Origin of the sequence: Sphingobacterium thalpophilum (assembly GCF_901482695.1) — a bacterium.
Taxonomy (GTDB): Bacteria; Bacteroidota; Bacteroidia; order Sphingobacteriales; family Sphingobacteriaceae; genus Sphingobacterium; species Sphingobacterium thalpophilum.
This window is the reverse complement of record NZ_LR590484.1, coordinates 632223-652283: the sequence shown is the minus strand read 5'-3', so window position 1 is coordinate 652283 and position 20061 is coordinate 632223. Positions and strand designations below refer to the sequence as shown.

Annotated in this window: 15 protein-coding genes and 3 tRNA genes; 9 read left to right on the top strand and 9 right to left on the bottom strand. The window is 42.6% G+C overall.

Translation table 11 applies throughout. The features are described from left to right. Nucleotides 1-23: 23 nt before the first annotated feature. Both FGL37_RS25515 and FGL37_RS02835 read right to left on the bottom strand, forming a co-directional pair. Nucleotides 24-953, bottom strand: coding sequence for a DUF1801 domain-containing protein (locus tag FGL37_RS25515; RefSeq protein ID WP_197734449.1), 930 nt, complete (start codon nt 951-953; stop codon nt 24-26). Nucleotides 954-1116: 163 nt separating this feature from the next. Then, nucleotides 1117-1572, bottom strand: coding sequence for an SRPBCC domain-containing protein (locus FGL37_RS02835; protein WP_028071333.1), 456 nt, complete (start codon nt 1570-1572; stop codon nt 1117-1119). Nucleotides 1573-2378: 806 nt separating this feature from the next. Between FGL37_RS02835 and FGL37_RS25325 the strand changes: the two genes are divergently transcribed. Then, a complete protein-coding gene (locus FGL37_RS25325; protein WP_160169532.1) occupies nt 2379-2546 on the top strand; it encodes a hypothetical protein in 168 nt (55 codons plus the stop codon). A gap of 39 nt (nt 2547-2585) precedes the next feature. Here the strand turns inward: FGL37_RS25325 and FGL37_RS02830 are convergent. Together FGL37_RS02830 and FGL37_RS02825 are read right to left on the bottom strand one after the other, a co-directional pair. Further along, nucleotides 2586-2658 (bottom strand) — tRNA-Lys (locus FGL37_RS02830). Nucleotides 2659-2920: 262 nt separating this feature from the next. Further along, complete coding sequence (locus tag FGL37_RS02825) at nt 2921-3874, bottom strand: acetyl-CoA carboxylase carboxyltransferase subunit alpha (RefSeq protein ID WP_028071334.1); 954 nt, start codon at nt 3872-3874, stop codon at nt 2921-2923. A gap of 160 nt (nt 3875-4034) precedes the next feature. Between FGL37_RS02825 and FGL37_RS02820 the strand changes: the two genes are divergently transcribed. The 3 genes from FGL37_RS02820 (at nt 4035) to chrA (ending at nt 8306) form a co-directional block, all read left to right on the top strand. Next, the gene (locus FGL37_RS02820; RefSeq protein WP_028071335.1) at nt 4035-6218 is read left to right on the top strand and encodes a glucoamylase family protein; all 2184 of its coding nucleotides are present in this window, start codon (nt 4035-4037) and stop codon (nt 6216-6218) included. Nucleotides 6219-6312: 94 nt separating this feature from the next. Then, nucleotides 6313-6834: an OmpA family protein gene (locus tag FGL37_RS02815; RefSeq protein WP_028071336.1), complete on the top strand. Its 522-nt coding sequence runs from the start codon at nt 6313-6315 to the stop codon at nt 6832-6834. A 137-nt stretch (nt 6835-6971) separates the two neighbouring features. Further along, nucleotides 6972-8306, top strand: a complete 1335-nt coding sequence (gene chrA / locus FGL37_RS02810; protein WP_051607226.1) for a chromate efflux transporter — start codon at nt 6972-6974, stop codon at nt 8304-8306. A gap of 35 nt (nt 8307-8341) precedes the next feature. Here chrA and FGL37_RS02805 read toward each other — a convergent pair. The 3 genes from FGL37_RS02805 to FGL37_RS02795 form a co-directional block, all read right to left on the bottom strand. After that, nucleotides 8342-8427: transfer RNA gene (locus FGL37_RS02805), tRNA-Leu, on the bottom strand. Between the two features lie 5 nt (nt 8428-8432). Then, nucleotides 8433-8505, bottom strand: a tRNA-Gly gene (locus tag FGL37_RS02800). A gap of 110 nt (nt 8506-8615) precedes the next feature. Beyond that, nucleotides 8616-9104 carry a regulatory protein RecX gene (locus FGL37_RS02795; protein WP_028071338.1) on the bottom strand — a complete coding sequence of 163 codons (489 nt, stop codon included), beginning with the start codon at nt 9102-9104 and terminating at the stop codon, nt 8616-8618. A gap of 75 nt (nt 9105-9179) precedes the next feature. Here FGL37_RS02795 and FGL37_RS02790 point away from each other — a divergent pair, with 75 nt between their 5' ends. After that, complete coding sequence (locus FGL37_RS02790) at nt 9180-11621, top strand: bifunctional UDP-N-acetylmuramoyl-tripeptide:D-alanyl-D-alanine ligase/alanine racemase (RefSeq protein WP_028071339.1); 2442 nt, start codon at nt 9180-9182, stop codon at nt 11619-11621. 47 nt (nt 11622-11668) lie between these two features. After that, on the top strand, nt 11669-12268 hold the full coding sequence (locus FGL37_RS02785; RefSeq protein ID WP_028071340.1) for a DUF502 domain-containing protein: 600 nt from the start codon (nt 11669-11671) through the stop codon (nt 12266-12268). Nucleotides 12269-12344: 76 nt separating this feature from the next. On the opposite strand, the gene FGL37_RS02780 is transcribed toward FGL37_RS02785, so the two are convergent. Next, on the bottom strand, nt 12345-13247 hold the full coding sequence (locus FGL37_RS02780; RefSeq protein WP_028071341.1) for a pirin family protein: 903 nt from the start codon (nt 13245-13247) through the stop codon (nt 12345-12347). A 43-nt stretch (nt 13248-13290) separates the two neighbouring features. Between FGL37_RS02780 and FGL37_RS02775 the strand changes: the two genes are divergently transcribed. Continuing rightward, a complete protein-coding gene (locus FGL37_RS02775) occupies nt 13291-13890 on the top strand; it encodes a LytS family sensor histidine kinase (protein ID WP_028071342.1) in 600 nt (199 codons plus the stop codon). Here the strand turns inward: FGL37_RS02775 and FGL37_RS02770 are convergent. Next, the gene (locus FGL37_RS02770) at nt 13887-14669 is read right to left on the bottom strand and encodes a Cof-type HAD-IIB family hydrolase (RefSeq protein WP_028071343.1); all 783 of its coding nucleotides are present in this window, start codon (nt 14667-14669) and stop codon (nt 13887-13889) included. The two genes, FGL37_RS02775 and FGL37_RS02770, sit on opposite strands and share 4 nt — an antisense overlap. A 233-nt stretch (nt 14670-14902) precedes the next feature. On the opposite strand from FGL37_RS02770, the gene dnaE reads away from it, so the two are divergent. After that, complete coding sequence (gene dnaE / locus FGL37_RS02765) at nt 14903-19321, top strand: DNA polymerase III subunit alpha (RefSeq protein WP_028071344.1); 4419 nt, start codon at nt 14903-14905, stop codon at nt 19319-19321. Between the two features lie 124 nt (nt 19322-19445). Then, on the top strand, nt 19446-19766 hold the full coding sequence (gene trxA / locus FGL37_RS02760) for a thioredoxin (RefSeq protein ID WP_028071345.1): 321 nt from the start codon (nt 19446-19448) through the stop codon (nt 19764-19766). Nucleotides 19767-20061: the final 295 nt, after the last annotated feature.

Sequence of the window (20061 nt, the reverse complement as noted above, 5' to 3'; positions counted from 1 at the left end):
AAAGCTATTTTTAGAAAATCTCATTATCTATATTTATCATTCAGCCCTTTATTGGCAAGGATCAGTGGTTTTATTTTTTCTAGCCGGGATAGTTTGGTTTTTTGCTGTTTAGCATCATCGATATACTCGATATACTCTTTTTGCCTCCCGGGGCTGAGTGCTTTAAACTGTTGATACAGTTCGGAATCAGCTTCTAACATGTCTAGCAATATCCCCGAAGGTGCTTTTACAGGGGTCTTGACTGGTTTAAGCTCTTTACCTTGTTCAATCGTCTGAATGGATTCCAGGATATAGTTTTCGATTTTGGCACTGTCCATTTGGCTTACGTCTTTAAAACGCCATTGCCGGAGTGCTTTGGTTTTCCCCTCCGACGCATTGATCAGCACCTGTTCTTTGTCCATCAGAAAAACGCCGTTATAAAACCACAGGGAAAAGAAATGTTTGAAGCCACCCCAGCCAATAACGTTCTTTCCCTTATACGTATAGACGGAGCTGCCCCATTTAAACTCTTTTTTCAAGGGCATCTTTTGTATGATCTGCTGCATCAGTTCTTCTGCATCCTGCCATTCCCCACGGCTTTTGTGCCAATTTGGTCCCTGCTTATTGTTTAACTTTTCAACATTGAACGCTACAATAGCCCGGATAATAGTTTCGGGAACAGGCTGATCTATTGGAATCTGTATGGCGCCTTTAGACGTTTTGAATGCTTTTAACTGCTCCGCAAAATGTGCAATAGCCTCCGGACCCGGATACAGGCCGAGATGCTGTTTATTCATTGCAAAATGGATCAGATTACCATGAAATCGAAATGTGGGCATCTGATAAGAGATGGTCTCTGTTGCCGAATCAGGTACCACCTCGGCAAGAAGCCGTCGGATCTTTATAAGGTAATTTTTCTTCTCACCTTCGAATTGATTGATATATTCGTCAATTGTCGAAATGCTATTTGCCATAATCTGCTTCTAGTTTTTGATGCTTCAGACTGATCTACCTGATGCTATCTGCTTTTGTCCTGAGCTAGCTATTGTAACTATAGAGTCGTCGATACAATATTCTGTATAAGCCCCTTTGTTTGTTGTCATTTATCGTCTTTGCAGGCTATATTAAATTCTGTTTTTACGGTTGTTGAAACATAAAATCGAAGGCAGCGGTCCTTAGATTAATACCGTATTCTAGATAGGCTTTAAGACAAGCCAGAAAATTTGCCCAGCCTTCCGTCTGCCGCATCATGATCAAAATACCGTCCTTGTCATTGTTCATTTCATGTTCCGTAATTTTGACAACCGTTGCGCTATCGCCATAAGTAGACAAGTGGATTTCGACCAACTGGCCAGCAGTGCCCCCGCTCCAGTCAAACGAAATATAAGAATCAGCCTCGATGGTCTTCCCCGTTACTGGGAAACTCTCTGCGAATTCGGGAAAGGTCCAATCAATAGTCTTTCCCGTCTCAAGACGTCCCGTGGAACCTTTAATAAAATAGTGACTCATTTTATTGGGGTCGACAATTGCTTCAAAAACTTCGTGAATAGGTTTTTGAATCTGAATACTGGCTTTGGCAGTTAGCTTTTCCATGTCATTGATTTTTTTAACAAATATTGTACAAATACTGATTACTTGTAGCTTTCTGTGATAGAAATATTTTTTGCAGTACAGTTAGACTTTGTGCCCATCCTAATTAACAGTTTAGTAGAGCATAGGTTTTTTAACATGGCTGATTTTAGATGCCCATTCCACTTAAATGGGGCATTATGTCTTGGGTCGGATGAATTTATGCGCCGGCGAGTGCGGGTGGCTATAAAAATCGCTGTATGGTTCTTCATGGTCAATAATAAAAAAAGAAACAAAAAAGGTTAATCATTTGATCAGCCTTTTTTTGTGGTCCGCGGGGATCATCAATATATTTTTACAATGATCTGATATTCAGTTTTTTTTATTTATACTTAAAGCAATGGACACCATAAAGGACACCACATCAAATGATTTTAAATGAACTATTTTAGTTAAGTCGTTAACTATGCTACAAGATAATAGCGCATTAGTAGTTAACCAAGCAAATCTGAAAATTTTTAATTGTTAAAATTAGTGCTTTTCATCCTAAAAATTTCAAAAGACCAAGGGTGGACGGCGGATTGCAAATTTAGTTTTCGATTTTATTTGGGCAAACGTATTGACACCTAAAAAATTTTGCCCAGCTTTTAAAGACAAAAAGCTGAATGGCATAACGACCAAAGAAGTTTCCATTTAGGCTATTCTAACAGGTTCAATGAACTTATAACACCATTAGAATACGCAAATTTGGTGTACGATATGTTTGGTTCCTATTTGGTAGAAACCTTTAAAAAGATTACCAGGGCGGAGCTTGACAGCATTAAATCACAATGGACATTGATACTATCAATCAATTTCCGTTCCCGGCATCCTTCGATGCACAGCAGTATAGTAGTGATAACGGAGGAGTGGAAAAGCGGATGGTGAATTTCGTTATAGATGAAACATCAGAGGCATTTATGTTCAGGGATAAGTATCTGGAGCATTATGGGTTTTAATGATTTAAACGAAAAAAGCGTGCCTTAGCACGCTCTTTGTGATCCCGCTGGGACTCGAACCCAGGACCCATACATTAAAAGTGTATTGCTCTACCAGCTGAGCTACGGAATCCTTTCCGTTTTTGAAAGTGATGCAAAGGTATGAAAAGTTGTCGTTGCTTCCAAATGTTTTTGGTCTTTTTGCAGATATAATTTGTAACAGGTTAAAAATTACTTGGTTATTCTTTATTGCGATGGATCGTCATCGGGGAAACCACATCGACATTATCTCTAGGCAATTCAGAGCAGGTTTGTTTTGGGACTATTCCAATCATACGAAAAAAGCCGGCGAGGTAATGCCGGCTTTCTCAATATCTTTAGCGTCGAGAAAAATCTTATTCTGTCACAACACCCATATTGCTGAACTTGTCGATCCGCTCTTTGATAAGGGTGTCGCTATCTTTAGCGGTCAGCTCTGCCAAGTCTCTTAACAACTGTTCTTTTAAATTGCTTGCAGCTTTTGCAGGATCCTGATGTGCGCCACCTAGCGGTTCAGGAATAATCCCATCGATCAATCCATTCCCCAACATGTCATGAGCAGTCAACTTCAGTGCCTCTGCAGCTTTTTCCTTATGATCCCAACTGCGCCAAAGGATGGAAGAGCATGATTCAGGTGAAATAACCGAATACCACGTGTGCTCCATCATATAGACACGGTTACCCACACCAATGCCCAGAGCACCACCGGACGCGCCCTCGCCTATTACAATACAGATAATAGGAACTTTAAGTACAGACATCTCCATTAAGTTGCGGGCGATAGCTTCACCTTGTCCACGTTCTTCAGCTTCCAGTCCGGGATAAGCTCCCATGGTGTCAATAAGAGTGATGACCGGTTTATTGAATTTCTCGGCCATCTTCATCAGACGTAGGGCTTTCCGATAACCTTCCGGATTTGCCATTCCAAAATTATGGTACTGACGCTCTTTGGTGTTTTTTCCTTTTTGGTGTCCAATAATCATGACGGCATTACCATCGATGGAAGCCATTCCCCCGACAATAGCTTTATCGTCTTTGACCGTCCTGTCGCCATGCAGTTCGACAAATTCATCACAGATGGCTTCGATATAGTCGTATGTCTGGGGGCGGTCCGGATGGCGTGACATTTGCACATTCTGCCATCCAGTTAAATTGCTATATATTTCTTTTTCCGTAGAAGCAAGTTTTTCCTCAAGCTCACGAATAGTCGCACTCATGTCTACCTGAGTTTTCTCGGCAACTTGTGTCACCTTTTCAATTTGCAATTGCAAATCTGCAATCGGCTTTTCAAAATCAAACGTAGTTTTCATATATCTATTTTATGAAAATATTCAGGGGGCTAATTTAGCGCATTTTTTCCGAAATTAAAATTAGAGCGTACAATATCATTGGAAATCCTTTGTTACATTTGTATTATAATCATAGCGGTGGCTTAGTTTTTGATGGTAGGCCAGTGAAAAATGTTGACTTATGCTGAATAAATACTTTTACTTTCTTTTCCTATTGATTTCACCTGTATTGGCGCGGTCAGAAAGCTATCCAGAAGTGCTCTTTGACAACAGTATTATTAATGGTAGCTATGCCAAAAGCATAGCACATTATACCGGTGAATCCTGGATACAGAATGTGGGGCACAGTTTACCCATTTCCGATAGTCTGTTTTTTACTCCGGGTAATTCCCTTTCGCTGCGTTATGTCTCTTCGCCCAACGGCAAATGGGAGGCCAGTATACTGAATGATAAACAGAAATTTCAGTATATGATTGCGAAAGATGATCATTTGACCTTTAAATTGTTTATTCAGAGCAATACTGAAAAAGGACAGCTGCCTAAGGTGTCTCTGCAACAAGGCGACGTACGTACCGCGGCTTTGGACCTAGCGCCTTATATCGATGATTTTTCCTATGACACATGGCTCAACGTCTCAATTCCCGTCACTAAGTTTGAAGGTATAGGAGTGGGGAGGGCGGTGTCGGCCCTACTGTTGGAACAAAATGGCAGCGCTACAATTACGCATCAGCTTTTTATTGACCAAATTGAATTTCTGCCCAAAAACTATCCGAAAGTAAAGCTGTCATCGGCAGCTATTTTATCGAAGGTAGCTGCTGTAGATAAGCAGGTTGAACTCGTCTGGCAGTTGCCGCTGACGCCGAGTATCCGCTATGTGAAAATCTACCGTTCAGAAGACAGGGAGAATTTTCAACCGATCGCCATCCTGCCGATTTATGTCCAGAAATGCCTGGATAGAGTCAACGAGTATAATAAAAGCTATTATTATAAAATTGCCTGGGTGGATTATAACTATGTCGAATCACCGTTCTCGGATGTAAAGGAAATACAGACCAGAAAGGGTACCGACGCCGAGATGCTTACGTTTATCCGGGATGCTCATGTTAACTATTTTATCGATAATTATGATGTAAACAGCGGTATGTATCTTCCCGATAGGGGGAACAGGCAGGCTATCGTTTCGACAAATGAAACTGCCTATGCAGTATTGGGACTGTTGGTAGCCTGCGAGAATAAATTGATGTCTAGACAAGCTTTACTGTCACGCCTCTCCCGCATGGTTAAATTCCTGAATGCTGCCCAGAATCATCAGGGAATCTTTACTGCATACTATGACGGAAGGCACGGTATACCTTATTATCGTGATTCAATTCCAACTTACGATGTGCGTGCAACCTCACATTTGATGGAATCTTTATTGATCGCCAGGGAGTATTTCTCCAAGGAGGATCCCCAGGAGAGGGAGCTGAGAAATACCATTACTGAGCTTTGGAAACGAATAAATTGGAATTATTTTACCGATACGGCTAATCCGGATGTACTGTGGAACAAATGGTCGCCTATTGATAGTACTTCGCGGGCCCAGCCTTTGGGCGGTTTTAATGAGAGTTTGAGTACCTACATTTTGGCGATGTCTTCTCCTACACATCCCTTAGCACCTTCGGCTTATATGAATGGATTTGCCACCAGACACGTCGATACGCTGGATTTTGTAGATTCTGTCGAGCTATTGGCACCCGAGCTAAAAGTGAACCCAAATGATACACTGACTCAACCATCGAGCACTAATCCCTTAATGGGAAATGCAGGTACGACCGGTACTTCGATTTATGCGGACGACAAGGTGATTTTTGCGAAAAGTATTGCTGGAGGTAACCTGACCGAATCCCTTATGTCAGTATACAGACCTTTTCTAGTTATGAATCCTACCGGAAAAACGGATAACTTTGTGGACTACAAGAAATACCTGTCCGATTATATACTAGCCTATAAAAGACGGGATAATGAGCTGAACATCGGCACAAGGTTTACTGATATCTGGGGGGTGGAACAAGCCGATAATAGCTATCAGGGATATCTTGTCAACCCGGCTATAGCAATAGCTTCTTATCCTTTCGAAAAGGAAATAGGTTTAAAAGCCTTACGCAAGTTTTATGAAGAGTATGCAGATGTGCTGTTTACGCAATACGGTTTTAGGGCATGGATAGATCTTAAAAATAATGATGTTTCTGAAAGCTACCGCGCGCGTAACCAGGCTACAATTGCGGTGATGCTTGAGAATGCACATTCAGGTATGATCTGGAAGCTGTATGAGCAGATCCCTGAGATCAGAAAAACACTGGAAACTGTCTATGTGAAGAAATAGATTTGTTACGATATAACTGAGGATAGGGACATGTTTTTGGACTTTTTTCCTTATATTTACAGTACTTAAATCGATAATATATACGTTAAGAACGATGCTTAGAAAAAATAATTGGGGAGTATTAGCCATATGTGCAAGCTTATCGTTATTTTCCTGTAAACAGCAGGCGATCGTGGTTAATCCCGGTGCTGTTGTGACCAAAGATGGAACGGATGATGGCTTGAAAAACGTAAAAAAAGACTTTAATGATGCTAAAAGAACAGATGAAGGAATCAAGTTCAGTATTTCATCTGATTTGTTGTTCCCGACAAATTCTTCTTATCTTTCTGAAAAAGCGAAAAGTGAAGTAAGCAAGCTGGCCTTGATATTGAAAGAGAACAATAACAAAATTAAGGTGGATGGCTATACGGATGCGACTGGTACAGTTGAATATAACCAGTGGCTGTCTGAAAAAAGAGCCGCGTCAGTGAAGAAATTTTTAGTTGATTCAGGGGTGCAGGAATCCCGAATTACAGCAAAAGGATTCGGACAGTCAAATCCTGTGGGGGATAATAAAACTCCTGAAGGCCGTCAGAAAAACAGACGCGTAGAAGTCACCATTTTAGACCAGAAGTAAAACTGTCAGGATTTTTTTCTGATTTAAAAAGCGAGATATTTTCAATATATCGCTTTTTTTATGTTATCATGAAACTGCAGCAGAGAGCTGCAGTTTGGCCATACCAAACTTATGTTAACGATAAAACGGGGAATTTGTTGGAAAATAATAAACCGTGTCAAGACGATAAACCGCTTATACCAAACTTTAAAGAAGCCGTCCGGTTTTGGTTTGTCTTGGGCTGGATAAGCTTTGGCGGTACGACCGGACATATTACCATCATGCACGATTTTTTGGTCGACAAGAAGAGGTGGGTCAGCAGCAAAAAATTTTTTCAGGCCCTCAATACGTGCATGTTACTGCCCGGACCCGAGGCTCATCAGCTCAGTATTTATCTGGGCTGGAAACTGCATGGTCTCAGGGGCGGCATCTTGGCTGGCTTATTTTTTATTATGCCTTCTTTACTGATCATATTCGGGCTTTCGTTAATCTATGTGTATTTTGGCCATTCCACTTTTCTAAGTGCTTTATTTTCGGGATTGAAACCGGCTGTCCTTGCCATTATATTATTTGCCACTTATCAGGTGGGACGCAAGTCTTTATCCAGCTTATGGCATTACAGCGTTGCCTTGGCGGCATTTTTACTTAGTTATCTGGCAAAAGTTCCAATGCCGTGGATTATCTTGGGAGTGATCATCTTAGGTCTGGTAGCCTATTTCTTCAAGATAACAGGCGCACAGCCCCAGCCTGTAGACTCCGGGAAGGATGTTATGGAAAGCCAATATCCTGTCAACTCTTTGCAAAGTGTGCCGCCCGCCAGTATTCGAAAGATCGCCTTTCAGTTGTTTGTATTTTTCATGCTATGGCTGGGGCCTTTTGCATTTTTACTTTTGTTTATGCCGGATGCTCGGTTCTGGCAGTCCTTGTCTTTTTTGTTTACCAAATCAGCCTATCTGACAATTGGAGGGTCATATACCGTTATCCCTTTTGTGGCACATGTGGTGACGGAAAAGCTTTTGTGGCTTTCAAAAGCACAGATGATCGATGGTTTTGCGCTGGCCGAAACCACTCCCGGACCTCTGGTAATCGTATTGGCATATGTAGGATTTATGGCGGGGTTCAACTACTTTGGCCATTCCTATGCAATGGCATCCATCGGACTCTTGGCGACCGCTTATTTTACTTTCCTGCCCAATTTTGCATTGATCTTTGTAGGGGCACCCTTAATGGAACGGTCACAAAAAAGTTTGGCTATCCAGTACGTGCTCTCCTTGGTCACGGCATCGGTTGTCGGTGTAATCGTCAATTTAGCCTGTTATCTGGGAACAAGTATTTTATTTCCTAAAGGAGAGATTTTGTTGTCGGATGTGGATTGGGCAGCCTTATGTTGGGTAATGCTATCGCTTCTGCTGTTATTCAGATACCGGATAGGAATGCTGCCACTCATTCTGCTGAGCTTGGTTTTCGGAATAGTATTGTATGCAATAATATAAAACAAGAAAAGCCCACCTGATGATGAGCTTTCTTGTACCTAGGGCGGGAATCGAACCCGCACTCGCTTTAGGGCGAACAGGATTTTAAGTCCTGCGTGTCTACCAGTTCCACCACCTAGGCAGGTGAGCGAAAAACGAGATTCGAACTCGCGACCCCAACCTTGGCAAGGTTGTGCTCTACCAACTGAGCTATTTTCGCTTGGAATTTTATTTCAACTTTAAAGGAACCGCGTGTTCCTTTTTGGTGATGCAAATATAGATCGAAAATTCAATATTGCAAAATATTTATTTACTTTATTGCTATGTTTTTTATAACTCCTTTGAAGTCAGTATGGAAAAAATTAGATCGCTTTCAAATCCCCGGGACAGTGCAAACTGATACACTTTGTTTTTGATTGTAAATGCATCTTTGTTTCCGATTTCACGGATTTTTTTATCGATTATATTTTCAAGGATAGCTTCGTATTCGTCCGGTTCAATCTGTTTAAAAGCGATTTTAATCAACTGCTCAGAAACTTTCTTCGCCTTTAATCCTTGTTTGATCTTTATTTTTCCCCAGCCTTTCATACGTAGTTTTCCGGTGCAGTAAGCCACGGCAAAGCGCTCTTCGTTCAGAAAATTATCGGCAATTAAATTGGCAATGACATTTTCGACATCCTCTTCGTGTAGTCCCCACGTATACAGTTTGTCCCGCACTTCCTGCTGGGATCGCTCTTGGTATGCACAGTAGCTTTCCGCTTTCAGCTGCGCCTGACGCGGCGTGAGTATCTTTTTGTGTTTTCTTTCCTCTTCGAACATATTGTCAAAATTTCAAAAATAATATGAAATAACTAAAAAAATGTTCAGTTTTGGTTCAATCAAAATTTCAGGAGAATGTACAAAATATCGGAAGTCGTCCAAGTTTTACATCCTAATCGCGCATTTATTATCGATCCCAGTTCTTTAGTCCAGCACATATTTTACGATAGCCGCAAGATTGTACAGGCCGATCTCGGTGTGTTTTTTGCACTGCAAAAAAATAGGGATGGACACGGTTATGTACGGGAAGCTTATGATAAGGGGGTAAGAAGCTTTGTATTGCAGACTGATGAAGAGCAGGAAAAGCTTTTTCCGGATGCTAACTTCATCTGGGTGGATGATAGTCTTGATGCCCTGCAAGCACTGGCGGCTTTCCATCGGCAGCAGTTTAGTTATCCCGTGATCGGCATTACTGGAAGTAACGGTAAGACGATTGTCAAAGAATGGTTATACCAACTGATGTCACCCGAATACAGGATCTACCGTAGTCCGAAAAGTTACAATTCGCAGCTGGGCGTAGCGCTTTCGCTGTGGGGTCTTTCGGAACAGTATACGCTCGCGATCATCGAGGCAGGAATATCAGAACGGGGAGAGATGGCGCGGTTGGAAGATATGATTAAACCGACCGTTGGCCTGTTGACCAATATCGGTGTTGCCCATAAAGCAGGGTTTTCCTCCAAGGAAGAAAAGATCGCAGAAAAGCTCCTCCTCTTTAAGGACGCGGAGACCATGATCTTTCCCAATAGCTACGTCGAGAACATTCAGTTACCTTATCGGCCACGAAAATTTTCATGGGGATATGATGAGGGCCTGTCATTAGAAGTCTATTCCGTCAAGCAGCTCAATCAGAGGAGTACCATGGTCACATTATATCATGGTGGAAAGACATTTGCGGTGGAAGTGCCGTTTGTCGATAAAGCGAATGTTGAAAATGCGATCAGCTGCATTGCTCTGATGTTGCGTTTTGGTTATGAAACGGGAGTGATCGCTTCCAGAATTAAGGAACTGCAGCCCGTCGCCATGCGGCTTGAACTTAAAAAAGGAAAAAGGAACAGCTCGATAATCGACGATTCATATAGTAATGATCTGGATGCGCTGCAGATTGCGTTGGAGTTTTTGAACCAACAGCGGCAGCACGCCCGTAAAATATTAATTCTGTCTGACTTGCCGGGAGTAAGTTTAGCAGACGCAAAAAGCCTGGCGAAGCTCAAGCGACTCTTGGGGGAATATCGGCTGGATAAGCTGATACTGATTGGAGAAGTATTACCTCAGCTGGCAGATCAGTTTGATGTGCCGTCGATATCTTATCGCGGAACCGTTGAATTTTTAGCGGATTTTAGGTCGTTACAGTTTGAAAACTCAACTATCCTATTGAAAGGTGGAAGGGAGTTTCATTTCGAACAGATCAGCAGGCTGCTGGTTGCTAAGTCGCACGATACAGTCCTTGAGATCAACTTGAATGCGATGGAAAATAATCTGAACAGCTACCGTCAGTTATTGCCCAAAAACGTCAAGCTGATGACTATGGTAAAGGCTTTTTCCTATGGTAGTGGAAGTTTTGAAATTGCCAATCTTTTGCAGTTCAACGGAGTCGATTACCTCACTGTGGCTTTTGCAGATGAGGGGGTAGATCTGCGGGGAGCGGGTATCACCCTTCCTATTGTGGTTATGAGTCCTGATGAAAATACATTTGAATCTATTGTACAGCATCAACTTGAACCTGAAATCTATAGTTTTAGAATTCTAAACACTTTTTTGAGTTTTTTAAAGGATAGAGGGATTACGACATATCCCGTTCACATCAAAGTCGATACGGGAATGCATCGCCTTGGCTTTATGCCTGAGGAAGTAGACGAGCTTGTCGCCATACTAAAAAGAGATTCGATACTCGAGATCAGATCTGCATTTTCACATTTAGCGTCTGCGGGGAATGAAAAGGATAATGCATTTACACAGCAACAAATCGATCTTTTGGAACAATTTACTGCCCAGCTCAAAGCAGGGATCGGGTATCCTTTTCTCAGACATATTGCTGCCACATCCGGAATAGAGCGCTGGCCGCAGGCCTATTTTGATATGGTACGTCTAGGGATCGGACTGTATGGCATAGGGGCCGAACGTCAGGACCTGCCGTTGCGTGAGGTCAGCACGCTAAAAACAAACGTGACGCAAATAAAACACTTGCCCGCAGGGGAAACAGTGGGCTACAACCGGCACGGTGTGCTGAAGCGAGATAGCAATATAGCCACGATCAAAATTGGCTACGCAGATGGCTATGACCGGCGTTTTGGCAACGGTGTAGGTAAGATGATGGTCAACGGATATCTGGTACCGACTATTGGTGATATTTGTATGGATATGTGTATGCTGGATGTGACGGATGCCGACATCGCTGAGGAAGATGAAGTGATTGTCTATCCGGATATTAAACTCGCGGCCGAATCTATCGGAACCATCCCGTATGAACTTTTGACAAGTATTTCGCAGCGGGTAAAAAGAGTATATTTTTATGAATAATAAAGGATATTCTGCATTTTTGTACAAAAAAATTGAATTACTGACCCATGCTTGGCAAATTTTTCAGAGGATTTATTAATTATTTGATCCGTGGTATTCTGGTGGTTGTACCATTAGCCGGAGCAATCTTTTTGATTGTATGGATTGTCGCATCAATCGATTCAGCACTCAATCTGACCGAACATTTTCTCCAGGATGAAAAGGGACATCCGTTATACATTCCTGGAATCGGAATTCTTACGGTAATTCTGGTACTTGTTCTGGCGGGTGTTATATTTACCAATTTCGTGACCGATCCGATAAAAGTATGGATCAATCATCAAATCAAACGTATACCGCTCCTGAATACCCTATATACTTCGATTAAGGATTTCACAGAAGCGTTTGTGGGCGATGCCAAAAAGTTTAACGAGCCTGTGCTGGTGACGGTCAATGAATTTGGGCTCAAAAAGATCGGTTTTCTGACGCAGCATGATCTGAAAAGCATCGGTCTGGAGCATGAGGTCATGGTATATTTTCCCTATTCTTATTCTTTTGCAGGGCAGGTGGTCATAGTCAGCGGTGACAAAGTCAAAAAATTGGACATGTCTCCGACAGATGCCATGAAGCTTGTGGTCTCCGGTGGTGTTAGTGGAATAGCACACTAGCTTCATCAATAGGGTCGTGCTTATAAAAAAGCTGAAAACGCAAATCGTTTTCAGCTTTGGTTTTTCAAGAGCGTGTCTAATCAGATTTCTTTTGTCCTAAGGTGGGATTGACCGGCGGAATAGGGATATAGCCGTCATCACCCGGGACGCTGGGAAATTCGTGCTGTTCCCATTTGGCGCGTGCGGCTTTTAATGTTTCTATATCCGAGGCCACGAAATTCCAGTCTATATAACGTTGTTCGGCGAAAGGCTCGCCTCCAAATATATAGACTGCGCTGCCAGCCGCCATTTCAAATTCACAAAGTTTTGCATCTTTAGCGATCAGAATCTGTTTCGGGCCAAATTCTTGCCCCTCGGCCTGTACTGAACCATGAAGGATATATAGACCGCTTTCACCATATAAATGTTGTCCCAATTTGATACTGCTGTCTTTTTCTGCTTTGACTTCGATGAGGTATAGCGGGCTATATACAGGTACTTCGGAGCGATGGCCATTAATTTCTCCAGCGATTAAGCGGTAGCTTGCATCGCCTTCTGTCCAGTGTGGCAGTAGCGGCTCCTCAATATGGACGAAGCTTGGTTCCATCCGTTCGAGATCCTTGGGCAATGCTACCCAGATCTGTAGTCCGTGAAGGTCGTGGGGAGTTGAACGGAGGTAATCTGGTGTACGCTCCGAATGCGTGACGCCCTTTCCGGCTGTCATCCAATTCACAGCGCCCGGCTTTATTTCCACTGCATTGCCCAGACTGTCGCGATGCATGATGCTTCCTTCAAAAAGATATGTCAATGTCGATAAGCCAATGTGAGGATGTGGTGCAATATCCATGAAATGCGGTTCCGCAATATGGTCAGGCCCCATATGGTCAATGAATATAAAAGGGCCGACCATACGTTTTTGCCTAAAGGGAAGTAGCCTGCCAACTAGGAAATTGCCGATGTCTGCGGCTCTTTCCTCAATAACTATTGCAATATTTGACATAATGATTCCTTATTTTTGTGTGTAATCTATAGCAATTTAAACAATGTCGACTATAATCAATCGCATTCTGCGTAAAAAGAGTGTAAGAAATATCGAAGCGCTGGCCTTAGCAAATAGATTGTCATTTACAACTAGTCAGCTTGACCATTTTTTGCTGGGAAAGGTCATGGCAGCTGGGACCTCCGAATGGACGGCTTATGCGGCGCTTCAGCAAAAGCTTTTGATGCTCGACGTTGATCGCCCGATCCCTATGGAGGAGGAGGTCGAGATTTTGATTGCATATCTGACAATTGTCGAAACGCTAATGCCAGATGGATTTTTATTGAAATGGGATAACCGTTTTCAGTCCGACAGTGCGGTAATGCTGCCGCCGCTGTTGTTGTTTCCTATGATACAGCATGCTGTGGCAAACGGCTATAACAGAACGTCCTCTCACCCCATACGAATTCGTTTGTCCGGTTCTGACAAAATCCTGCTGCTTGACGTCAGTCACCGTGTGAACCCTTATCTGGACGGTCAATTTGATACAACCTTTCTGAGGGATTTTCAGCAGCGGCTCCAATTCCTGTTTCCTGAACAGCATAGCCTACTATTAAATAGCAATAGCAATACCTGCCGGGCGACCCTGACGATCCGGTTTTAAATGATCTCAAAATGCTTCAATGCATTCCAGATGCCATTGTTGTCAACATCGTTTGTGATATAGTCGGCAATTTCTTTTACTTCGGGATTTGCATTTCCCATGGCAATGCCGATCTGCGTGTGCGCGAGCATCGTAATGTCGTTGCCACCATCTCCAAACGACATCGTCTCTGACAGCTGGATACCGAAATGGTCCAAAAAGACGTCTATCCCAACTTTTTTGCTCTGTCCTTTCGGGTTGACATCGGCGAAGACCGGCGTCCATCGGGATGCGACAGAGTTCGGCATCACTTGTTCCATGAATTCGGCTTCCTCCTCGGGGCCAATAAATACATTGACCTGCATGACGGAGTCCAGATCAAAGTTCTCTTCATAGTTGCGGACGGGTGGTGTCGGAACGTTGACCTGCTGGAACATTTCTAGTACAGCAGGGCTAATCTGATTTAAGGTGATTTCTTTTTCTGACATAAAAGAAAAGGTGAGCTCTTTGTGGTATTTAGCATAGTCTAAAAGTGACCGGATATCCGCGGAGGCAATGTTATTTTTGTAGATTACCTGTTCCTTCTTAGTGAGGCAGTAACCGCCATTAAATGTGATGTATCCATCAAAATCAAGGTGTCGGATATGCTGTAGTTGGTTGAACGAGCGGCCTGTTGAAACAAATACTTTAATATTTTTCTGCTTTAACAATTGAAAAGCCTGTATAGTGGAGTTTGGAATCTGATGCGTTTTGAAACTTAGCAGCGTCCCGTCTATATCAAAAAAAATTGCTTTAATCATTATATTTGGAATCAAATTCAAACCTAACTAAAATCAGTTTTATATACAAGGGCAAAGCGTGAGCATAAGAAAAGATTATTTGTTCGTATGCGCTCGTCTGTGATGGCGGAACTGGTAGTGGATTTTCGCAAAAATCTGACATAATCTTCTCTAAGAATTTCGTAAATTTCAAGTTCAGAAAACCGCAAGTGTTGTTGTGTTTAATCTATTGTATTAAAGAGTTTTAGAATTATATGTATATTATTTTCGATACCGAGACCACCGGTTTGCCGAAGCGTTGGGATGCGCCGATTACTGATACGGATAACTGGCCACGTTGTATTCAGTTGGCATGGCAGGTACATGATGAGATGGGAAAGTTGGTCGAACATCAAGATTTTTTGATTAGACCGGATGGATTTGATATACCCTATGACTCTGAAAAAATACACGGTATATCGACCGCATTGGCCGCGGAGCAAGGATTACCGTTGCCAGAAGTGCTGGAAAAATTTAATGCAGCTTTAAGCAAAGCTAAATTTGTGGTGGGCCAGAACATCGGGTTTGACCTCAACATTATGGGCTGTGAATTCTACCGTTATGGTGTCGATTCCAATATGGCCAGTATGCCTGTTCTGGATACCTGTACCGAGGTTACTGCGGAGTTGCTGAAAATTCCGGGGGGCCGTGGCGGTAAGTACAAATTGCCAAATCTAACTGAATTGCATTCGTATTTGTTTGGCGTGCCATTTGCCGAAGCACATAATGCTACTGCAGACGTCGAGGCCACCACACGCTGTTTTCTTGAATTGGTCAGACGAGAAGTGTTCACTGCGGAGGAACTGCAGGTAGATTCAGGTTATTTTGTTGACTTCAAGGTCAGGAATCCGGGACCTATTCCTACTACAGGGCTGAAGCATATTAATTTAAAGGCTGCTTCGGATGCAATTAGGAAACGCACCGAACCAGAAGATGTCAGCATTGTTGTAGATGCAGAAATGCTTAAGGCATTGGGTCAAGCCAAGTTTGCTCATCTGCACAATCATTCGCAGTTTTCCATCCTGCAGTCGACCATGTCATACGACAGGCTGGTATCCGCTGCAATAAAGGACAAAATGCCAGCCGTTGCACTTACCGATCATGGCAATATGATGGGGGCGTTTGAGTTTGTATCGAGGGTAATTAATCACAACAAGGATGTTGAGGCGCAGAATGCTGAGGCAGTGGCGAATGGACAGGAGCCTACTGGTCAGATTCTTAAGCCAATTGTCGGCTGTGAGTTTTTTGTCTGCGAAGACCATAAAGATAAATCCCGAAAAGATAATGGTTATCAGATTGTGATGCTGGCCAAGAATAAGCGGGGATATCATAATCTAGCTAAATTAGCGTCTTTTGCCTATACCGCCGGATTTTATTATGTACCCCGTATAGATAAAGATCTGATCCTTCAGTATAAAGAAGATATTATTGTACTCTCAGGTAACCTGCAAGGCGAGGTGCCCAGCAAAGTGCTGAATATTGGTGAGAACCAAGCAGAGGAAGCTCTATTGTGGTGGAAGGAGCATTTCGGCGATGATTTCTATCTCGAGTTGATGCGCCACGGCCAGGAGGATGAAGATCGGGTTAACCAGACCTTGGTTAAATTCTCCCGTAAATACGATATTAAAATAGTCGCCACCAATAATACCTATTACGAAAAGAAAGGCGATGCCCATGCGCATGACATCTTGTTGTGTGTGAAAGATGGGGAGAAGCTTTCAACGCCAAAAGGCAGAGGGCGCGGCTTCCGCTTTGGTCTGCCTAATCAGGAGTACTATTTTAAATCTTCTGACGAGATGAAAGCTCTCTTCCAGGATCTGCCTGAAGCGATTATCAATATTCAGGAGATTGTTGATAAAGTGGAAATTTACAAACTAAACCGGGATGTATTGCTGCCTAAATTTGATATTCCTGAGGAGTTTCAGGTTGAAGCGGATAAAGAAGATGGCGGTAAACGGGGTGAGAATAAATACTTGGCACACTTATGTTATGTTGGCGCACAAAAACGCTACGAAGTGATCACGGACGATATCCGCGAACGCCTGGATTTTGAACTGGCCACCATTGAGAAGACGGGTTATCCCGGGTATTTCCTGATCGTACAGGATTTTATCGCGGCGGCGCGTGACATGGGCGTATCTGTCGGTCCGGGGCGCGGCTCTGCAGCTGGATCTGCTGTAGCCTATTGTCTGGGTATTACTAACATCGACCCCATCAAATATGATTTGCTATTTGAGCGTTTTCTGAACCCCGACCGGGTGTCTATGCCGGATATTGATATTGATTTTGATGATGAAGGGCGTGGACGAGTGATGCAATATGTGATTGATAAATACGGCGCCAGTCAGGTAGCTCAGATCATTACTTATGGCACTATGGCCGCTAAGTCCTCTATTAAAGATACCGCTCGTGTGCTGGACCTTCCTCTTGGGGATGCCAACGAAATTGCGAAATTGATTCCGAATCTAAAGCTTTCCAAAATTTTTACACTGGACGATGCGGGGTTAAAGGAAAAGCTGCGGTCCGAAGAGATAGAAGCAGTCAACAGATTGAAAGCTATCGCAGACGGTGCGGGGCTTGAAGCGGAGACCATCCGGCAGGCACGTGTATTGGAGGGATCGGTCCGCAATACTGGAATCCATGCCTGTGGTGTCATCATTACACCGGATGATATCACCAACTTCGTTCCTGTGTCTCTGGCAAAAGACTCTGATCTGTACGTGACACAGTTTGACAACCACGTGGTCGAGAGTGCCGGATTGCTGAAAATGGACTTTTTGGGGCTGAAGACCCTGACGCTCATTAAGGATACCGTGGAAAACGTGAAACTCAGCCACGGTATCACACTAGACCCAGACAAATTTCCGATCGATGATGTCTTGACATATGAGCTATTCCAACGCGGTGAAACCATAGGTGTGTTTCAGTACGAATCTCCGGGAATGCAAAAATATATGCGGGACCTGAAACCTACCGTGTTTGCGGATTTAATCGCGATGAACGCCTTATATAGGCCGGGGCCGATTGAATATATTCCTAGTTTTATTAAGCGGAAACACGGAATAGAGCCCATTGTGTATGACCTGGAAGCCTGCGAGGAATATTTGAAGGAGACCTATGGAATTACTGTATATCAGGAGCAGGTGATGTTATTGTCTCAGAAGCTGGCGGGCTTTTCCAAAGGTGACGCCGACGTTTTGCGGAAAGCAATGGGTAAGAAGCAGAAGGCCGTGCTGGATAAAATGAAACCCAAATTTATTTCACAGGCTGAGGAACGGGGACATAACGCAAAGGTGCTGGAGAAAATCTGGACGGACTGGGAAGCATTCGCAAGTTATGCCTTCAATAAGTCCCACTCAACCTGTTATGCATGGGTGGCTTATCAAACCGCCTATCTAAAGGCTCATTTTCCGGCAGAATATATGGCTGCGGTGCTTTCCAACAATATGAACGATATCAAGCAGGTGACGTTTTTTATGGAGGAGTGTAAACGCATGGGATTGGAAGTTCTCGGCCCTGATGTAAATGAGTCGTACTATAAATTTACCGTAAATGAGCGGGGAGCGATCCGCTTTGGTATGGGTGCAGTAAAAGGCGTTGGCGCTGGGGCGGTGGATGCGATTGTACAGACAAGAAAATCAGGGTTGTACAAATCTGTTTTCGATATGGCCAAACGTATAGACCTCCGTGCCGTAAATAAGAAGGCCTTTGAAAGTCTGGCTTATGCTGGAGGTTTTGATAGCTTCGAAAGTACACACCGTGCGCAGTATTTTCATGCTGACGATAATTCGACAGGTCTGGAAAAAGCGATTCGCTTTGGACAGCGTTATAAGGAGAATGAAAGCTCGGCTCAGGCTAGTTTATTTGGATCCGGAGGGGCAGCAGAACTCCCGGAACCTGTATTGGCTCCTTGTCCACAATGGGGATTGATTGAAAAACTGAAATATGAGAAAGATGTGATCGGTATTTACCTGACCAGTCATCCGCTGGATACGTACCGTTTCGAAATCGAGCATTTCTGTCATAATCCGGTGTCAGATCTGGCGCTTATCAATAAAGTGAAGGCAGCTGAAGTGGATGAGGAGACCTTGCTGGAATTTAATCGCATTAAAAATAAGGAACTGGTGATTGGAGGCATTATTGCCTCGGCAAGTCACCGGCTTACCAAAAATGGTAAGCCATTTGCATCCTTCATCATCGAAGACTATAGCGATTCTTATGATATGGCCGTATTTGGAGAGGAATACGTTAAATTAAAAGGGTATTTACAAGAGGGATACTTTGTTCAATTACGTGGATTGGTACAAGAACGTTTTAGGCAGGTGGGCAACTGGGGCTTTGAATTACGGAGCGTTCAGCTTCTTTCTGAACTTCGGGAAAAGATGGCCAAAAGTTTTACCATTAATATTCCGCTACCGAAACTTAACGAGGAATTTCTGGATGGTATTAAAGAGATTCTGGCACAGAATGAGATTGAGGGGGTAGTGCCAAATTGTCAATTGAAATTTAAAGTGTGGGATCCTCAAGATGAGATATCTGTCGAAATGCCAGCCAAAAGCCTAAAAATAAATCTAACAAACGAGTTTTTGGAATGTATCGAGAAGTTTGAGGGAATTCATTACCGGCTGAATTAGTTTGGATTGGATTTTGTGTAATTAAGATTACAATTAGATAGATAGTTGTTATTATCTTTGTTTATTGATTTTAGCAATTAAGTAGTAACATAAATATAACTTCGGTTTATAAAATTTAACGATTATGGCATTAGAAATTACAGATAGCAACTTTGATGAAGTTGTTTTAAAAGCAGACAAACCCGTATTGATCGACTTTTGGGCAGAATGGTGTGGTCCATGCCGCATGGTAGGTCCTGTAGTTGAAGAGCTAGCAAAAGATTATGAAGGGAAGGCTGTAGTAGGAAAAGTGAATGTGGATGAAAATCCGGAGATTTCGGTCCGTTACGGCATCCGTAATATTCCGGCTTTATTATTTTTCAAAAATGGTGAGATTGTTGACAAACAAATTGGTGCTGTTCCGAAATCAGTGCTGAATGAGAAATTAGAAAAACAATTGGGTTAGTATTCATTTTTGTAGATAAAAAAAGGTCTTAAACATTTGTTTTAGACCTTTTTTTATGTTTTATTCCTTATTTATTTTAAATTTTACAGGATTATTCTATTTTTTTAGATGTTTTGTGTATATTTTCTTTGTTTTTATTTGATTTTACATTATTTTTTCAATTATTTATGATATTTATCATGTTTTTTGTGTTTATTATTGGTTTTTAGTAATGATTTTTGTTTTTTTTGATTAAAATTTGATTTTTATTTTGATAAATGGATATTTTTAGCTTATTTTGGATATGAAAACAGAG